Below are 16,216 nucleotides of genomic sequence, written 5' to 3'. Positions count from 1 at the left end.
TATGCGAATTACAGGATTTCATGTGGATGCAACACAGTACTGTAAAATCGTACTGTAAAATAACAGAAGGAGGCTGAAAAGTGAAAAGAGGACTGACACTTGCTATACTGCTGATCCTTGCAGGGGCTCTTGTCTTATTTGCTTCGGGATGTGTGAGCGAAGAGCCCCCCGAGGGGGAGACAGAAGAGGGAGCAGTAGAAGAAACGGAAGGAGCTGTAGAGGGGGAAACTGAAGAAGTAGAAGAAACTGAAGAAATGGAGGAAACAGAAGGAGCTGTGGAAGGGGAAACCGAAGAAATGGAAGAGACAGAAGAAATGGAAGAAACTGAAGGGGCCGGAATGGAGGAGGAATACAGCCCTGTCATAAACCCTGAAGATTTCGTAGAAACCATTGACAACCCCTACTTCCCGCTGACCCCCGGCACAACTTTCGTATATGAAGGAGAAACCGAAGACGGCTCGGAAAGAAATGAAGTTTTTGTGACCCTACAGACCAGAGAGGTGATGGGCGTTACCACGACTGTTGTCCGGGACAGGGTTTGGGAAGATGGTGAACTTATTGAGGAAACTTTCGACTGGTATGCGCAGGACAAAGACGGGAACATCTGGTACTTCGGGGAGGACTCTAAAGAATATGAAGGTGGAGAAGTTGTAAGCACTGCAGGTTCCTGGGAAGCCGGAGTTGGCGGAGCTCTGCCGGGGATCTTAATCAAGGGCGACCCGCAGGTAGGGGATGTTTACCGCCAGGAGTACCTGGAAGGTGAAGCTGAAGACATGGCTGAAGTCCTTTCCCTGACCGAATCGGTTTCGGTTCCCTACGGTTCATTTGAAAACTGCCTGAAGACAAAGGAGTGGACACCGCTTGAACCCGGCGTCGAGGAGAACAAGTACTATGCTTCCGGAACCGGCATGCTCCTTGAAGAAGTAGCGAAAGGCGGATCGGGTAGACTGGAACTTGTGGAGATCAAAACTGAATAAAAGACGATGAAAAACGAAGAAAACCAATGAAAATGAAAAATGGAATCTATAACCACGGAAAACATGAAAGGACATGGAAAACTTTAGCCCCTTTCTCCTTTTACCATGTTTTCCGTGCCTTCAATGGTTAATTTCTTCAGTGACTAATTTTTTCTTTTGCTCCTCTGTTCTTTGTTCCTTTGTTTCTTTACACTTCAGCAGGCCCTCCGTTGGCAAAGAACATCCTGTCACCTTTGTCCCCGGTATAGAGGACAAGCTGACCGTCCTCCATTGCTGCTGAGTTTACACCGGACAGGAGAGTTACATACTGGTCATACAATGATTCCGGCCCGCATTCGGCAAGCGTCATCGGGCCTGCCCCCAGTGTGAGGGTGTTTCCTTCAAGGGTGTAGCTCCCGCTGCCGACGTTACAGTCCGCTTTGATGGAATATGTATCGTTTGGGGTGAAGACAAGGGTGTAGTTCTCAGGATCAGGCACCACTGACTGGCCTGTGGGATCAAACTCCTGAAGTTCGGTCCACTGCCACTCTATGTCGGTAATATCATCAACCGAAATCGGGCCGAGTTCTGCTTGTTCAGCACCCTCTGGCTCAGCACCTTCCGGGATAGTTTCGACAGGTTCAGCAGGTTCGACAGGCTCAACAGGTTCAGCGGGTTCCCCCCCGGTAGTTTCGTTAGGCTCGGCAGGAGTTTCCTGCTCGGCACAGCCAAGCGAAAAGACGCTTGCGGTCATAAGTCCGATGGTAAGGAGTAAAACAATACCTGTAGACGAATTAATTTTCATAACGTACCCCCGTAAATGGTTATATAAAAAATGCATTATTTCAATATAGACCTTTCTTAAGCTGAATCTGAATTAAGTAGTCTTGAATGTCTGTCTTTTATTAACCACACATCTTTTTGGAGGGTCTGACAAGAGATTTTTTAGCAAGATAAGAATATTTACTTGGATACGTTTACTCTTCTGAGTCTTCGTTATCCTGTTTTGTCTTTCCCACCTTTTCCAGCCTGTGAGTGACGATCTCTTTTCCGAGTATAGTTGCAAACCCATAGAGGATTCCAAGCCCTGCAAAGACGTAGATCATTGTAAAAGCTTTTCCCAGGTCCGTCTTCGGAGAAAAGTCCCCATATCCTATGGTCGTCAGGGTTATTACTGAAAAGTATAATGAGTCGAGCCATCCCCAACCCTCGACATTATGGTAAAAGAAGGTACCCAGAAGAAGAATCATTATCACCAGAAATAAAAGGGTCTGGAATTCCTCATTTTCAAGCTGTTTCTTCAAGGCCCTTAGAAACAAAACCAGAGTGATTAAAATATATAGCATTGCCCTTGCCCCCTTTTGATATATATAAACAAAAGGTTAAAAATATGTCTGCAATGGCAGCAAATTTGGAAAAGTGGGCCAGAAAAAAAAGTTAAAGATGATTAATCGCATCTCCTCTATTTTTGGTCACTTAAGTCAGGCAAAAAAGCAGTTAAATGCGGCAATTTCATCGCAACAACAGAAGGAAGGCTGGCAGACTTACTGCAGTCTGAAAATAATTAAGGAAATACATAAAGGAAACGTGATACTAAAAACACTCTTTGAAAACTTTCAGAGCTCACCCCTTTCTATCAGCCCCGCACTTTGTCCATTCAGTCCGCCCAGTGGAACTTGAATTATTTCAGGTCTCTTCTCTGTCTCCTTTTCTCAATACGTTCCACTCTTCTCTCTATGATATGTTCCCCGATAACATCAACAAACCCGAACAGGATTCCCAGCCCTACAAAGATGTAAACCATAGTGAAAATTTTTCCCAGATCCGTTTGCGGAGAAAAGTCTCCATAACCCACAGTCGTCAGTGTGATGACTGAAAAATACAAAGAATCAAGCCAGCTCCAGCCCTCAAGGTCGTGGTAGACATAAGCCCCGAGGAGAAGGGCAAAAACCACGGAAGATAAAAGGGCACGAGTTTCCGGTTTTTTAAGCAGGTCGTATAACGACCTCAGGAACATCGCCAGTGCAATTAAGTAAGGAAGCATAGTTTCTTTCTCCTTAGCTTTGAAATCAGGTACAAATCCTCATCAACTCCGAGTCTCCATCGAGTAAAACCTCATCAACTCCGAATTGTCATCAACCCCGAATCTTCATCGAGCATGAATTATCATCAACTTCAGATCCCCATTAACTCTAAATTATCATAATCGCTGACAATGTACCTCAAGCAATAGCCCCGAACTCCTCAAAACTGCGGGTTTTCCACCCCGTCCCATTTCCTGAAGCTCCTTCCTAGCAGGTAAACGGCTACAGGCAGCAGCGCCAGGTCCGCAAGCAAATAGTAGGGGCCCAGTATCGACAAAACTATGTTGAGGATCAGGACCGGGACTATTGAGAGGGCATAGAGGGCGAAGGTCTTTCCATTGTAGAGGTTCACTGAAGGGTAAAGCCCTGTCAGGTAGACAAGCACTGTCACCATGTAGAAAGATATGGAGAGGAAGACCAGCAAAGAGGGGCCAAGGGTGTAAGGTTCAGTCCTCAAGCCGAGGCCTAAAAGGAAAACGAAGGGGACTACATTGAGTAAGGCGTAGATGTCGAGTTTGCTCTTTATAACGTCCGAGACTTTCAGGGGGAGGAAAGCGTAGGAAGCAAACAGGTCGAATTCCGTAAGCCAGTTGTACATCGAGGAAGAAAGCACCCCCAGGACCAGGGAAAAGAGTAGCAGGGAGTCGAGAGCAGGGATCACGTTTCCAAGGGCAGAAAGCAGCACCCACACCAGTGTTGCCGGGAGCAGGAAGGAGAAGATGATTTTCCCGAGCCCGCCTTCACTTCTTTTCAGGTCAAGGAAGTCCTTTGCAACAAAGGATGCGTAGCGGTAGGAGCCAAGTCGGGAAGAAAGCCCGGAAAAGGAGTTGGAGAAACTCTTCTGGACCTGGGGATAGTCCACCTTCAGGAAGATAAGGGAAAGAGCGGAAGGGACGAGTATCAGGAAAGCCGGGGCCAGAAGGTACCGGGTTTCGGAAGGGGCCAAGTAAAAGGCAAGCCCCGGATGGGCGTAGAGGGTTTCCCCATTGAAATTCCCGGAGGCAAAAACCAGTACCGGAAACGCCAGCAATAAACCGGCAATCACGGTTTTTCCCGAATGGGCATAGACCGTAGAAAGGAAAAACACAACGGAAAGCCCGATCATGAAGGAAAGGAAGAGCGTGAGGGTGAGAAGAGAGAACTTGAAGCTCCCGGCGGCTGAGGGAAGTACGAGTTTTACCGCCAGGGCAAAGCCTGCAATGAAGGGCAGGATGTAGAGGAAAAAATAGTACACGACATCTTTTACCAGGAAGTTCAGGAAAATGACCCTCTCGGAAACCGGAAGCGTCCTTGAGGAATACGCAATCAGGCTTGCCTGCCCGAAACGCCGGTTCATGAACTCTCTCCCCATGAGCCCGAAAGCCCCCACCATGCCACCTACCAGCAGGAAGAAGTAGTGCATCCCGAGAGCAATCCCCGCATCGCTGACGATTTCCCTGAAGACAGGGAGCACCAGGCACACAAGAAACGTGAAGAGGAAGATGAAACCCGGAAAGAGGGCAAAGCCGCTATGCCCGAAGAGACTTGAGTGCATCCGCCACTCTTCTTTCATCATGCTTTTAAAAATGTCAAACATAGGTAATCATTCCCATGTAATCGTTTCTGCTTGAGATTCTACCTGTTCGTTTTCTATTCCTTCATTCCCGGGCAATCATCCCGGTAATTCCCGTCTCATAATTCGCCTGTTTTTCCCCTGGCTGCCCCACCAGTTCCAGGAAGAACCCTTCCAGGTTCCTGCCTTCCAGACCAAGTTCGTCCATACGCCCGGTGTAGACCAGTTTCCCCTTATAGATGATCCCGATGCTTGTGCAGATCTCTCTTGCAATTTCAAGTATGTGGGTGGAAATAAAGACCGTACCATCGTTTTTCACGTATCCCCGGAGGAAATCCTTTACCTTCCGCTGCATCACGGGGTCCAGGTTGATCAGGGGCTCGTCAATGATGGCAAGTTCGGGCTCGTGCAGGAAAGCCTGGGCAAACATCAGCTTCTGCCTTGTGCCCCGGGAGAGGTCTTTGCAGAGCACGTTTTTCTGGTCCCCGAAATTGAAGAAGTCAAACCACTTTTCACAGGTTTCCTCATACCTTTCGAGTTTCCTGATCTTTGCAACAAAATGAAGGTACTCTTCTGCGGTGAGGAAGCTGGGAGGGGTTTCCTGCTCCGGGATTATCCCCACAAGTTCCCGGACCCTGAGGGGGTCTTTGAGGACGTCCACACCATGCACCCTCAGGGAGCCGAAGCCGGGTTTTATCTGGCCTGTGAGCATTTTAATCATAGTCGTTTTTCCGGAGCCGTTAGGGCCCAGGAGGCCGAAGAGTTCCCCTTTACCCACGGAGAGGGCCACACCGTCAACTGCTTTTACATTTCCGAAAGATTTTGAGAGACCTTTTACTTCAATCATTCCCTGGCTCCTGTAATATTCCTTTTACATTTCTTCAGTCCCTGTAATATTCCTTTTACATTTCTTCAGTCCCTGTAATATTCCTTTTACATTTCTTCAGTCCTCATCGGGATAAATCTTCACCAGGGCTTTGTAGGATTCGATAATTATTATCTTATATATGATGAAAATCGGGATTGCAAATATCATCCCGAGGGGCCCGAGCAGCTTGGAGGCAGCCAGAGTCAGGACCACACTCAGGAGGGGGTTGATGTTTACCTTTTCGGAAATCATGAAAGGGATAAGGTAAAAGTTGTCCACAAGCTGGGCAACCAGGACCGTGGCTGCTGCGAGGATAGCGGTTTCCGGGCTGTTGAAGTAGCCTACTATAATGGGGGGTATGGCCCCTATAATCGGGCCGATGTAGGGGATGATGTTCAGGAAACCTGCAAGGACCCCAAGGAAAAACCAGCCGTCAACTCCTGCAAGATAAAAGCCTATGCAGCAGATCAAGCCCACGACAGCGCTTTCCAGCATCTTTGCGCTGAAGAAATCTTCAAGCTCCTTTCCAATGCTTTTTAAGGCCCTGAGGACCACTTCGGCATGTTTCGGATGGGCGTGTCCGTAGATGTAGCTGTCCAGGTTATTGCGGCGCCTGAAATACAGGCTGAACATCAGGGGAATTATGAGGACCCCAGAGAAAAGATAGTATGAAACTTTAGAAATAGTCCCGGTAAGCTCGGTAAAGATGGCGTTGCCAACCGCCTGCAGGTCTTCGGGCCTGATAACCCCTGAATCCGTAAGCCTTGCAAACTCGGAATCACTCCCGAAAAGCGCGGAAGACCCGCTCAAATAGTCCTGCTGTACTGTTGCAGCTTCCGCAACCAGGGCCACTATCCAGTGCATCTGGCTGCTGACCAGGTAAAAGAAGGAAAGGAAGGCAAAGGCGATCAGAGCGGCTCCTACCACTTTCCTGTTCAGGTTAGGAAACCTATCCATCACCCTGTTGAAATAGGAGAGCAATTTTTCACTTATAAGGAGCAGGACAGCTCCCAGAATAAGGATTATGAAAATATCCTGGAAATAAAACAGGATTCCAAAGAAACCTGCAAAAAACACGGAGATTGCTAGCAGAAATCTCCAGACATTCCGGTTCGCGCTCAGTACCATTTTTTTCGGCCCTTATCTTTTTAAACTCTTATCTTTTTAAATTTTCACTCTAACTGTATAAACTTCAAAATTATATATAAACATAAGCCTGAAGCCTCAGGATTCCCTGTATGCTCAATTTCTAACCTGCCTTTTGAGAGAGTATTGCAACCCGGAAGAATTAAGGTTCTGGCTCGTTGAAGTTCAGGGAAAAACTATTGCTCAGGCTTATCGAAGTTCAGGAAAAAACCGTGGCTCAGGATCGATGAAGCCCGGGAAAGGCCTGCATGCCGGAGATTTCCTGTGGAGGAGTCTTATCTGTTCTTCGAGGCTCCGGATCTTCATGTGTGGAAACCTGAGAGTGAGTTTGACAGCTGCTGATATGCCTTGACTCTTTCATGTAGTAAATAAACAGTTCCTCACCCCATTTCAGGGCTCCTGGCTCCTTGCTGAGAAGGCACCTGTTTGGCAGGACCCCGGGTTTCCCATAGAGCACGACCATAAGGAGCTTGTCCGTGAGCAGGACCGCTGCAGGCACCCTGCTCCCTCCGTAAACAAAAACGTCAGGATTTTTCCTGTCCAGGAGCCTGCCTGCCTCTTTCCTGTACTCCTCAAAAAGCATCCCGAAAACGGGGTTTTTCAGGTCCATGGGATTTTTGTCTTCAAACAGCTCTTCTTTCATGTCCTTAAAAACAGTTTCACTGATTATGATACTGGTTTTTATGCCTCTCCCCGTGAGTTCGGAGTAAATAAAAGGCAGCTCGGAATAAAAGGCTGAAGCAAAGAACAGAACCCTGGAGGAAGCCAGGACTTCATTCAGGAACCCGGCCTGGTGCAGTATGCCTTCATTTTTAAGGGGGACGAAACTGCAATTGCCCAGTTCCCCAAGCCTGGCACCCAGGGAAGAGGGAAGAGAGCTGAGGTCATGGTTTTTCCAGTAATCCATGTCCTCTTCGTAAAGCTCCAGAGCTCCAAGCAAATGCTTCATATTAGCAACCACCACAGGCCCCATACCAGAAAGCCGGTACATGTCGCCTTCTTTTTCAAGCAGCCCGGTTTTCAGGAGCTGCTTTATCTGGGGGATCATGGACTTCCAGGGAAAATCAAAGGCTTCTTTGATTTCCGCAGTACTTTTCGGGCCGTCTGCAAGAAACAAAAGCAGGTCCTTCCTTTTTTCCGAAAAGAATATGGTATCGAGTAACTTTGATTTCATGCTCTTTTCCCTCTCCATGCCTTATTAATCCTTTAAATTTTCTGATCTCCTCTGAACCTTCCAATTTTCTCCGGCCTTAAATCCTCTGAACCTTCTGATTAAATGAGGGCTTTAAGCCCTCTTTATCAGAGATCCGGAATCCCGGATGGACGTCTTTTCCTGAAACCCTGTAATTTCTCAAAAATCCCCAGCTTTTTCCCCCGGTGGCTGTCCATCAGGACGATCAGGGGCGGAAAGATCACGAAGGTTACAAGCATTGCCAGGAGAACATCTATGACCGTTACAAGCCCGAAACTGCTGACCATCGGAAACGGCGAAGCGATCAGGGCTGAAAAGCCAAATACGGTTGTGGCTCCGGAAGCGATCAGGGCTGTGCCCGTGGTAGACACTGCCTGGTAGATGGCATCAACGGGGCCCATTCCGGCATCCCTTTCCTCAAAGTAGCGCTCCATCATCAGGATCGAATACTCGGACCCGACCCCGAGGATCAGGGCACCCATAACTGCAGTCATGGGGTTGTATGCAATGCCCATGCCGGCCATCACAAGGCCGGACCAGCCGATAACTACCAGCATGGGGATAATTGGGGAGAGGGCTTTTACGAGGTCCCTGTAGACCACCAGCAGTCCCACAAGTACCAGCAAAACCCCTAACAGGGTCATCTGGCTCCGGCCATTTGTAAGCCCGTCAATCATGTCGATAACAACCACCGAGTTGCCAGTAATCGTAACAGCGACTCCCGGAGGCGGCTGCATCCATCGGATATCTTCCAGGACAACGTCCCGAAGCTCTTCGATTCCCATAATTTCAAGGTCGGCCATAGCGGTCCCGATGTCCAGGTCGATATGAAGCAGCTGGCCTCCTTCGATGTATTTCTGTTTCTGGCTTTCCGGGATTTCTTCATATATTGCCTGTATTTCCTCTGAGGTCCCGGGAATTGTCCCCCCGTTTCGTTCCTTTACCAGGTCCACTATGCTTGAGGCACTGTAAATATGCCCCCTGTTTGCAACTTCGTGCCGGGAAAACTCATCCATCCACTCCAGCAGTTCAGGGTCACTTGCATCCTCGACTTTCAGGATGATGTTAAGGTGGTCTCCGGACCCCGGCATGATGCTCTGCATGTGCTTATAGTTGATCAGGGAGGGCATGTCCTGGGGAATGAAGGTGTTTGTATCGGTCTGGATGGGAATTGACCGGTCGGCGTAAAGCCCGGCGCAGCAGGTCAGAAGGGCAATTACAAGTATCACCGTGGAGTATTTGAGGGTAAAACCGGTGAGTTTTTTCAGGGATTTTTCAATTGCTCCGGGTTCAGGCCCGGCGGGGCCGGAGATGGAAGCATTTTCACCATATTCGCTACTTTTGCCATTTTCGCTACTTTTGCCATTTTCGCTACTTTTGCCATTTTCGCTACTTTTGCCATTTTCGCCCTCTTCACCCCCTTTCTTCTTAAACATTCCAAGAGGGTTTTTCTGTGCGATCCAGTCAAAACTGTAGAGGATAACCAGCCCGAAAAAGAGCGAGGCAAGGTAACACATGATTACTCCGATGAGCAGGAGTTTTCCGAAGTCCTGGATCATGGGGACAACGGAGGTAAATAGCGAGACAAAACCGAGCGCGGTCATTGCAAGGGCAATCAGTACGGCGGGTGCTGTGTGTTTGACCGTAAAGACAAGGGCCTGCGAGGAAGTTTTGCCTCCCCGGATTTCCTCTTCCATCCGGTTGTGGAACTGGATAGCATAGTCGATCCCGATCCCGATCAGTACCGGAAAAGCCGACATGGAGACCATTGTCATGGGCACCCCGGCATACCCCATGAACCCGAAAGTAAAGACTATCCCGAGCAGTACTACCGGAAGCGGTAAAAGCCCCCACCTGACATGCCTGAACACAAGGAAGAGCACGACTACCATCAGGAACCCGGCGATTCCGAGCAGCACGCCCATACTCTTTCCCATCTCACTGTTAATGTCAAGCATCAGAGAAGGCCCGCCTGTAATAATCATGTTGTAGCCGGGAGGAAAAACGGCTTCCTTTGAGGCGATTTCTATATTATTGATAATGTCTTCCTGCTGCTGGTCCGTACTGCTCCCTTCTATTTCGATAGCTATGAGCATGTGGGTCTCATCAATCACGAGGGCCTCGAAATACTCGGGGTAACGCTCCATCATCTCCCGGACTTCCCGGTCGGAATCGGGAACCTTTGACCTTCCGGACTCCGCATAATTTATTTGCTTGATGACGGACGCAGGGCTTGAGACCGCAGTAACCCCCGGGACTAGCAGGGCCTGCTGTTCCAGCCGGTCGGCGGCCTTCATGAGGGCTGCGTTTTTAACATCGTTTCCCTCTACCATCACAACAACACTCTCAGTACTGAAGGTGTTCAGGAAGAGGTGGTCATAGTCCTTGTACAGCTGCGAATCCTTCGACACCTGGGTCTCGGTCCCGGATGCCATTTCAATATATTGGGAGCCCTGGAAGGAGAGCAGGACCAGCATAAATACGACAGCCAGTATGGCTGCACGGTTGTTCTGGATAAAAATACCCAGTTTTTCAAAGATGTTTTTTATAGAAAATCCCCCTCAGGAGACTTGTTTTTAGTCAAATTAGATTTTACGCCAGTTCGTTTTTAAGCCAGTTCGTTTTATATTGTTCCGGATAGGCCCTGAATAAATATTTCCTCATCAACAGCTCACAGGCATTGATTTTATTGAAAAACAGCCTGTAGCAGAATTCGAAACCCTACCCTGAATTCTTTTTAACACCTGATTCCGAGTTCTGCAGATTTCCCAGAAGATGGGGCTTCATCTTCAAGGCTTAAGGCATGGAGCCCATAGAAGGTCTCATTCAGAGAGAGCATAAAGTCAGCCCTGATCCTCGAGATCAGTTCCTCCGGACGGATGCAGCTGAAATGGGTCGGTTCCCCTTCGGTTATCTGTACATACCCCTTCTCTGCCATTCCCCTCAGGACTTTGTATACCTTGGGCCTGGGGACCCCGCTAGTTTCATAGATTTCCCTTGCAGTTGCCGTTTTCAAACAGACAAGGGAGGCATATATCTTGGCCTCGTTTTCCGTAAAGCCGAGTTTCTGCAGGTTGTTTATAAGTTTCAGGGTCATGCTTTTTCCTCCGGGCTTATTTTCCACTTTCCATTGCCGAATCGATTTTCCTCAGGACTCGCAGCATTGTTTCAAGGCTCTGCTCAAAATCCTTTAAATCCTGCTGATCGGTTAACCCGAGGAGCTCGGCAGCCATCTCCTCAGCTATTTCGTTGAGGAACTCATAGCACCTTTCCCCTTTTTCAGTAAGGGAAATAAGGACTTTTCTCCGGTCCTCAGGGTCGTTTTTTCTCAGTACAAAACCTTTTTCCTCCAGGGAATCCACCATCCTTGAAAGGCTGCTCCGGTCCATACCCACGTATGTCCCGATGGTAGAGGGCATGATTTCCTTTACCATACCTATTATCGTGATAACGAGAGGCTGGTTTTTGTTAAGTTCCTTGAGTTCGGCGTTTTCAGATGCAGCTACTTTTTGGAAAAACCGATCTTCAAACAATTTACTGTGAAGCGCCTTGAATTCAAGGTCCATTAACCTCACTTTCTTAATGCATTCAGGGTCCATGTTTCCTCCAGGGGTCTATGGGGCTATAATAGCTGGGATTTCAGCAGATGAAATTACAATAGTTAGTATACAGATAGTTAGTATACAGATAGTTAGTATACAGATAGTTAGTATACAGATAGTTAGTATACAGATAGTTAGTATACAGATAGTTAGTAAACAGATAGTTAGTAAACAGATAGTTAGTAAACAGATCGATGTAAAATCAATTGATGATTTATCATCGAAAGGACAGAATAGTATTTAAAGGTATCCATAAATTTCATTATGTAAGGGGAATAACTTTACAATAAAATTTGTTGCCATTCAGAATACGACTCAAGGGTACCGACATAAAGAATACTACACGTCTGAGGTTTCAGAGTCTTTAAAAAAAGGAGTGCCCCGGAAAAAAATGCGATAAAAAGTTATGCTGAAGTTGAGCGTAAAACCCGGGCTCTTTTAAAAATTTCGCTCTTTTGACTATCACACTTCCGGTTATTTATTTGCGAACAGTTGTTTTGCCATAGCTAACCTTTGTTCCAGGTCAGGCCCCTCCAGCTCCTCTGCCACCTCTTTAAGCAGGTCAGGTATTTTCAGGCCCTGGGGGCATTTTTCCATACACTGGCCGCACTCAATGCACTGAGAAGCAAATCCTCCGGGTTTGGTATTTGTGAATACTCCGCTCATGCTGACTGCATACGTGAATCTGGACCCTTCCAGATTACCGAACATATGCAGGTCATTGTAGATGCTGAAGCATTCAGGGATATTAACTCCCGAAGGGCAGGGCATGCAGTACTCACAGCCTGTACAGCCAATCTTCATGAGCTGACAGTATTTTTTCTCAACCCTGCTTATGAGCTGTATTTCGGCTTCAGTGAGGGAATTCGGGTAGGCTTCGTCTGCTATTTTCAGGTTCTCTTCAACCTGCGACTCTTTATTCATTCCCGAAAGTACAACCGTGACCTCAGGATGGTTCCACACCCAGCGGAAAGCCCATTCTGCGGGTGTGCGTTTCACTGCTGCTTCATTCCAGATATCCTCCACTTCAGCAGGTACCGGACTGGCCAGGTTGCCTCCGAGAAGAGGTTCCATGATAATAACACCCATGCCCTTAGAAGCTGCATATTCAAGCCCTTCGGTTCCAGCCTGATGCTTTTCGTCCATGAAATTGTACTGGATCTGGCAGAAAGTCCAGGGATATGCATCCACGATCCGCTTAAAATCTTCAATCGACCCGTGGAAAGAGAAACCGGCATTGACAATCCGGCCGTCAGCTTTTGCCTTATCGAGGAAATCGGTCACACCAAGAGCTTCCAGTTTGTCCCATACTTTTCCTGCAAGGCCGTGGACCAGGTAATAATCAATGTGATCCGTTTTAAGCCTCTCAAGCTGGGCATTCAGGAATTTATCCATATCTTCCCGGCTCTCCAAAAGCCAGGAGGGGAGCTTTGTTGCAAGCTTGACCTTTTCCCGGTAGCCGTCGGCAAGGGCACGCCCCAGGAAAGGTTCGCTCGCACTCATGTGGTAGGGCCAGGCTGTATCCACGTAGTTTACCCCGTTGTCGATTGCGTAGCGGACCTGGTTTCTGGCCCTTTCTTCATCGATTGTCCCGTCTTCTTTTACCGGAAGGCGCATACAGCCGAATCCAAGTATTGAAAGCTCGTCTTCATTCTTTGGCATTTGTCTGTACAGCATTTTTTATCCTCCTGAATTATTGAATTGTTTAGCGGCATCATGATTGACTAATCACTCACAGGCGAGGCCAAAAATAAGTCTCCCGCCTGTCAGCTCCAGATAATTGTTCAAATTTCGGTTTGTAGAACACTGTTCTGCTCATTTTTTACCTAGATATTTTGCAAAGAACGATTCTAATTTGTCAAACGGAATCATGTCAGTCCTGTCGTACAGATCAATATGCCTTGCTCCCGGAACAATGTAGAGTTCTTTGGGTTCAGCAGCCCTTTCATAGGCATCTTCACTAAAGTATCTGGAGTGAGCATTTTCACCGATGACGAACAAAATTGGTCGTGGTGAAATGGTCTCAATATAGTTCATCAAAGGGAAGTTCATGAATGACATGCTACTTGTAATAGTGAATGCGGCTCCTGCATTAGGATGATGCCCACGTTCCATTCCATAGTATTCAAAAAATTCACTTGAAATCGGATCCAATCCTTCCGGTATAGAATCAGCTGGTTCACCTGGGAAACCCATAGGTACTTCAGGAGTACCATTCTCAAAGTCTTTCCAACGTTGCTCAGCAAGTTGAACTAGAGTTTGAGCACGCTGTTCATCAGTCATGGTATCTTCCCAACCAAATCTATGGAATCTGCTCATGTCATACATGCTTGCAGTGGCAATCGCTTTGATACGTGGGTCAACCTGAGCTGCAGTAATTGAAAAAGCTCCACTTCCACAGATACCGATAGCACCGATCCTGTTTCTGTCCACAAAAGGACGTGTTCCCAAAAAGTCTACTCCTGCGCTAAAATCTTCAACAAATATATCCGGAGAAGAGGTATGTCCTGGTTCACCACTGCTTTCGCCATTAAAAGATTCATCGAACGCAATGGCAACAAATCCCCTTTCTGCCATATTCTGTGCATAAATACCAGCACCTTGCTCTTTTACACCACCATAAGGCGTTCCTATGACAATTGCCGGGTATTTTTCAGACTTATCTATGTCCTTTGACAGGTACATGTCTGCTGCAACGGTAATTCCATACCTGTTTTTATAGGATACTTTTTCTACAGTTACCTTTTCACTGAGTTCAAAAGTTTTTCCACTAGCTTCTTTTTTATTTTCTATAATTTCTGACATTTTTAGTTCTCCTGAATATTAGAATTATATCAATAGCACGGTTGATGACTGACTGAACAGTCAATATGAGATGGAATTTCTAGTATATATCTTCTTTGATTGACTAATCACTCATGGAATGAGTGAAAAAATTTGATTTTAGTTAGACCTCTCAGATAATTCTTCAAATCTCTGTTCACATAATCCTGCTCTGCTCATTGTTCCTTCTTCCAAATCAAATCGCTTTCCCCATTTCATATGCCTGTTCCATTGCTTTGCTTCCTTTGATGTCTCCGATGTTCCAGGCGCCAGTTCCATAGATAATACCCTTTTCCTTTGCTCCTTCAAGGCAGGAAGTAAATCCACGGAATCCTTCAAAAGTTCTCTCCATTGCCTGCTTACTATCATCGGCTGCCGTCGCAATAAAATAAAAATCCTTATCGCTGATTTCTGTGTAACGGGAACAGGTGCGGTCAATTAGAGTCTTCATTTGACCATTCATTGTGTAGAAGTACACCGGCGTAGCCATTACGATCACGTCTGCCTCAATCATTTTCTCAAGGACTTCAGCCATGTCGTCTTTTTGGGGGCAGCTTTCTTCCATATTAAAACAGGTTCCGCATCCTGTGCAGTAATTGATCGTTTTGTTTCTCAAAAAGATTTTTTCCGTCTGATTATCTGCTTCTTTTGCTCCAAGCATAAATTGATCGCACAACAGATCGGAGTTTCCGCCTTTCCTCGGACTGGCGGACAGTATCAATACTTTCTTACTCATTGAAATTATCTCCATACACAGGGCAGTTTACGAAATTATACCAGTTTTATTTAACCAATCTGCAACATCCTTTTTTGCATCACTTACACGAGAGCCATGGACAGAGAGCCCTTCCAAAAGTGTTGCTTTCGGACAAAGTTTTGCAATATCTTTTTCACTGCGGCCTATTCCGCTTCCTTCATGTGTACAAAATGGAACAATAGTTTTTCCCGAAAAATCATATTCTTCCAGAAATGTAAACACCGGCATCGGCATCGTTCCCCACCAGTTAGGATAACCCAGGAATATCACGTTATAAGAGTCCATGTTTTCCACATGGCTGGAAAGTTCAGGTCTGGCATTTTCATTCAATTCCTTTTTTGCCACGTTGGTGGTTGCAGTATAATCCTTGGGGTAAGACCTTACTGTATCAATACGGAAAACATCGCTTCCTGTTATTTCCCGGATCATGTCGGCTACTACTTTTGTGTTACCTACTGGCAAATTCACGATCTTTCCACTAACGTAGTTATTCCCCTCACGTGAAAAATAGGCTACCAGACATTTTTCTTCTTTCAAATTCGTCATTTCTTGCCCCTCGCCTTTCATAAATTGTTGTTACCGTTATCTTTCAAAGCGAGATATTCTTCATCAGTTACGGGTTCCAGCCATTCTGCCGGGCCTGCGTTTGCATTTGTCTCAACGGAAAGGTGTACGAACCAGCTGTCATGTGCTGCTCCATGCCAGTGCTTTACATCCGGTGCTATTGTCACTACATCGCCAGGTTTAAGTTCCCTTGCAGGCTTTCCTTCCTCCTGATAGTAACCGCGTCCGCCTGTTACTAACAGAATCTGACCTCCCGGATGCTTATGCCAGTTATTTATGCATCCGGGTTCGAATGTTACATTGCCGATGGGGCAATTAAATTCATTATCCCTTCCAACCAGCATGCTAACCCATACTTTACCTGTAAAATATTTGCTTAAAAATTCAGGAAGTTCTTCTCCTTTCGGGAAGATCACGCTTTCACTTAAATCGTTTGATTTGTCCATATTTTTGTCCTCCTTATCTCGATCGACTGCTATGAGTGACTGATCAGTCATTATATAAGATTTAATGATATATAAAAGTAAGCCATACAAAGAAAGGCAGAATGTAAAAAATTGAAAAGTAATTTTCCAACATGCCTGGATTCTTCTCCTTCTATCAAACCGCTTTTCGAATTCATATCCCGGTTTCATTACTCTGCTTCCTCTAATATCTCCCACATTCCAGGCA

At 46.6% G+C, this 16,216-nt stretch carries 16 protein-coding genes; 1 reads left to right on the top strand and 15 read right to left on the bottom strand.

Going from position 1 to position 16,216, the window contains the following annotated elements; translation table 11 throughout:
• Positions 1-80 precede the first annotated feature (80 nt).
• Positions 81-977, top strand: coding sequence for a hypothetical protein (locus FTO70_RS11140; protein WP_255335829.1), 897 nt, complete (start codon positions 81-83; stop codon positions 975-977).
• Between the two features lie 187 nt (positions 978-1,164).
• Here the strand turns inward: FTO70_RS11140 and FTO70_RS11135 are convergent, their stop codons facing one another.
• The 15 genes from FTO70_RS11135 to FTO70_RS11065 all read right to left on the bottom strand — a co-directional run bounded on the left by FTO70_RS11135 (position 1,165) and on the right by FTO70_RS11065 (position 16,179).
• Positions 1,165-1,761: an META domain-containing protein gene (locus FTO70_RS11135; protein ID WP_255335828.1), complete on the bottom strand. Its 597-nt coding sequence runs from the start codon at positions 1,759-1,761 to the stop codon at positions 1,165-1,167.
• A gap of 172 nt (positions 1,762-1,933) precedes the next feature.
• A complete protein-coding gene (locus FTO70_RS11130; protein WP_255335827.1) occupies positions 1,934-2,260 on the bottom strand; it encodes a potassium channel family protein in 327 nt (108 codons plus the stop codon).
• 377 nt (positions 2,261-2,637) lie between these two features.
• On the bottom strand, positions 2,638-3,000 hold the full coding sequence (locus FTO70_RS11125; RefSeq protein ID WP_255335826.1) for a potassium channel family protein: 363 nt from the start codon (positions 2,998-3,000) through the stop codon (positions 2,638-2,640).
• Positions 3,001-3,200: 200 nt separating this feature from the next.
• Complete coding sequence (locus FTO70_RS11120; RefSeq protein ID WP_255335825.1) at positions 3,201-4,595, bottom strand: hypothetical protein; 1,395 nt, start codon at positions 4,593-4,595, stop codon at positions 3,201-3,203.
• An 82-nt stretch (positions 4,596-4,677) separates the two neighbouring features.
• The gene (locus FTO70_RS11115; protein ID WP_255335824.1) at positions 4,678-5,439 is read right to left on the bottom strand and encodes an ABC transporter ATP-binding protein; all 762 of its coding nucleotides are present in this window, start codon (positions 5,437-5,439) and stop codon (positions 4,678-4,680) included.
• A 96-nt stretch (positions 5,440-5,535) separates the two neighbouring features.
• On the bottom strand, positions 5,536-6,588 hold the full coding sequence (locus FTO70_RS11110) for an AI-2E family transporter (RefSeq protein ID WP_255335823.1): 1,053 nt from the start codon (positions 6,586-6,588) through the stop codon (positions 5,536-5,538).
• Between the two features lie 235 nt (positions 6,589-6,823).
• The gene (locus tag FTO70_RS11105) at positions 6,824-7,780 is read right to left on the bottom strand and encodes a winged helix-turn-helix domain-containing protein (RefSeq protein WP_255335822.1); all 957 of its coding nucleotides are present in this window, start codon (positions 7,778-7,780) and stop codon (positions 6,824-6,826) included.
• 125 nt (positions 7,781-7,905) lie between these two features.
• On the bottom strand, positions 7,906-10,275 hold the full coding sequence (locus tag FTO70_RS11100; RefSeq protein WP_255335821.1) for a hydrophobe/amphiphile efflux-3 (HAE3) family transporter: 2,370 nt from the start codon (positions 10,273-10,275) through the stop codon (positions 7,906-7,908).
• A 260-nt stretch (positions 10,276-10,535) separates the two neighbouring features.
• Positions 10,536-10,895, bottom strand: a complete 360-nt coding sequence (locus tag FTO70_RS11095) for a TrmB family transcriptional regulator (RefSeq protein ID WP_255335820.1) — start codon at positions 10,893-10,895, stop codon at positions 10,536-10,538.
• Between the two features lie 16 nt (positions 10,896-10,911).
• Positions 10,912-11,397, bottom strand: coding sequence for a MarR family winged helix-turn-helix transcriptional regulator (locus FTO70_RS11090; protein ID WP_255335819.1), 486 nt, complete (start codon positions 11,395-11,397; stop codon positions 10,912-10,914).
• Between the two features lie 477 nt (positions 11,398-11,874).
• Positions 11,875-13,077, bottom strand: coding sequence for an aldo/keto reductase (locus FTO70_RS11085; protein ID WP_255335818.1), 1,203 nt, complete (start codon positions 13,075-13,077; stop codon positions 11,875-11,877).
• Positions 13,078-13,215: 138 nt separating this feature from the next.
• Positions 13,216-14,205: an alpha/beta hydrolase gene (locus tag FTO70_RS11080; protein WP_255335817.1), complete on the bottom strand. Its 990-nt coding sequence runs from the start codon at positions 14,203-14,205 to the stop codon at positions 13,216-13,218.
• Between the two features lie 214 nt (positions 14,206-14,419).
• Positions 14,420-14,959: a flavodoxin family protein gene (locus tag FTO70_RS11075; protein ID WP_255335851.1), complete on the bottom strand. Its 540-nt coding sequence runs from the start codon at positions 14,957-14,959 to the stop codon at positions 14,420-14,422.
• A gap of 27 nt (positions 14,960-14,986) precedes the next feature.
• Positions 14,987-15,526 (bottom strand): flavodoxin, encoded by a 540-nt coding sequence (locus tag FTO70_RS11070; RefSeq protein ID WP_255335816.1) that lies wholly within the window; start codon positions 15,524-15,526, stop codon positions 14,987-14,989.
• A gap of 17 nt (positions 15,527-15,543) precedes the next feature.
• On the bottom strand, positions 15,544-16,179 hold the full coding sequence (locus tag FTO70_RS11065; RefSeq protein ID WP_255335815.1) for a cupin domain-containing protein: 636 nt from the start codon (positions 16,177-16,179) through the stop codon (positions 15,544-15,546).
• Positions 16,180-16,216 lie beyond the last annotated feature (37 nt).

The sequence above is a fragment of the Methanosarcina sp. KYL-1 genome (assembly GCF_024372725.1).
Lineage (GTDB): Archaea > Halobacteriota > Methanosarcinia > Methanosarcinales > Methanosarcinaceae > Methanosarcina.
The sequence above is the reverse complement of the archived record's forward strand: the minus strand, read 5'-3'. Positions and strand labels throughout refer to the sequence as shown.

Bases quoted from the DNA above. Each gene is read 5' to 3' on its own strand.
- FTO70_RS11135 (WP_255335828.1), bottom strand. From the start codon at position 1,761: ATGAAAATTAATTCGTCTACAGGTATTGTTTTACTCCTTACCATCGGA.
- FTO70_RS11125 (WP_255335826.1), bottom strand. From the start codon at position 3,000: ATGCTTCCTTACTTAATTGCACTGGCGATGTTCCTGAGGTCGTTATAC.
- FTO70_RS11110 (WP_255335823.1), bottom strand. From the start codon at position 6,588: ATGGTACTGAGCGCGAACCGGAATGTCTGGAGATTTCTGCTAGCAATC.
- FTO70_RS11065 (WP_255335815.1), bottom strand. From the start codon at position 16,179: ATGAAACCGGGATATGAATTCGAAAAGCGGTTTGATAGAAGGAGAAGA.
- FTO70_RS11085 (WP_255335818.1), bottom strand. From the start codon at position 13,077: ATGCTGTACAGACAAATGCCAAAGAATGAAGACGAGCTTTCAATACTT.
- FTO70_RS11070 (WP_255335816.1), bottom strand. From the start codon at position 15,526: ATGACGAATTTGAAAGAAGAAAAATGTCTGGTAGCCTATTTTTCACGT.
- FTO70_RS11105 (WP_255335822.1), bottom strand. From the start codon at position 7,780: ATGAAATCAAAGTTACTCGATACCATATTCTTTTCGGAAAAAAGGAAG.
- FTO70_RS11075 (WP_255335851.1), bottom strand. From the start codon at position 14,959: ATGAGTAAGAAAGTATTGATACTGTCCGCCAGTCCGAGGAAAGGCGGA.
- FTO70_RS11095 (WP_255335820.1), bottom strand. From the start codon at position 10,895: ATGACCCTGAAACTTATAAACAACCTGCAGAAACTCGGCTTTACGGAA.
- FTO70_RS11100 (WP_255335821.1), bottom strand. From the start codon at position 10,275: ATGCTGGTCCTGCTCTCCTTCCAGGGCTCCCAATATATTGAAATGGCA.
- FTO70_RS11080 (WP_255335817.1), bottom strand. From the start codon at position 14,205: ATGTCAGAAATTATAGAAAATAAAAAAGAAGCTAGTGGAAAAACTTTT.
- FTO70_RS11120 (WP_255335825.1), bottom strand. From the start codon at position 4,595: ATGATGAAAGAAGAGTGGCGGATGCACTCAAGTCTCTTCGGGCATAGC.
- FTO70_RS11090 (WP_255335819.1), bottom strand. From the start codon at position 11,397: ATGGACCCTGAATGCATTAAGAAAGTGAGGTTAATGGACCTTGAATTC.
- FTO70_RS11115 (WP_255335824.1), bottom strand. From the start codon at position 5,439: ATGATTGAAGTAAAAGGTCTCTCAAAATCTTTCGGAAATGTAAAAGCA.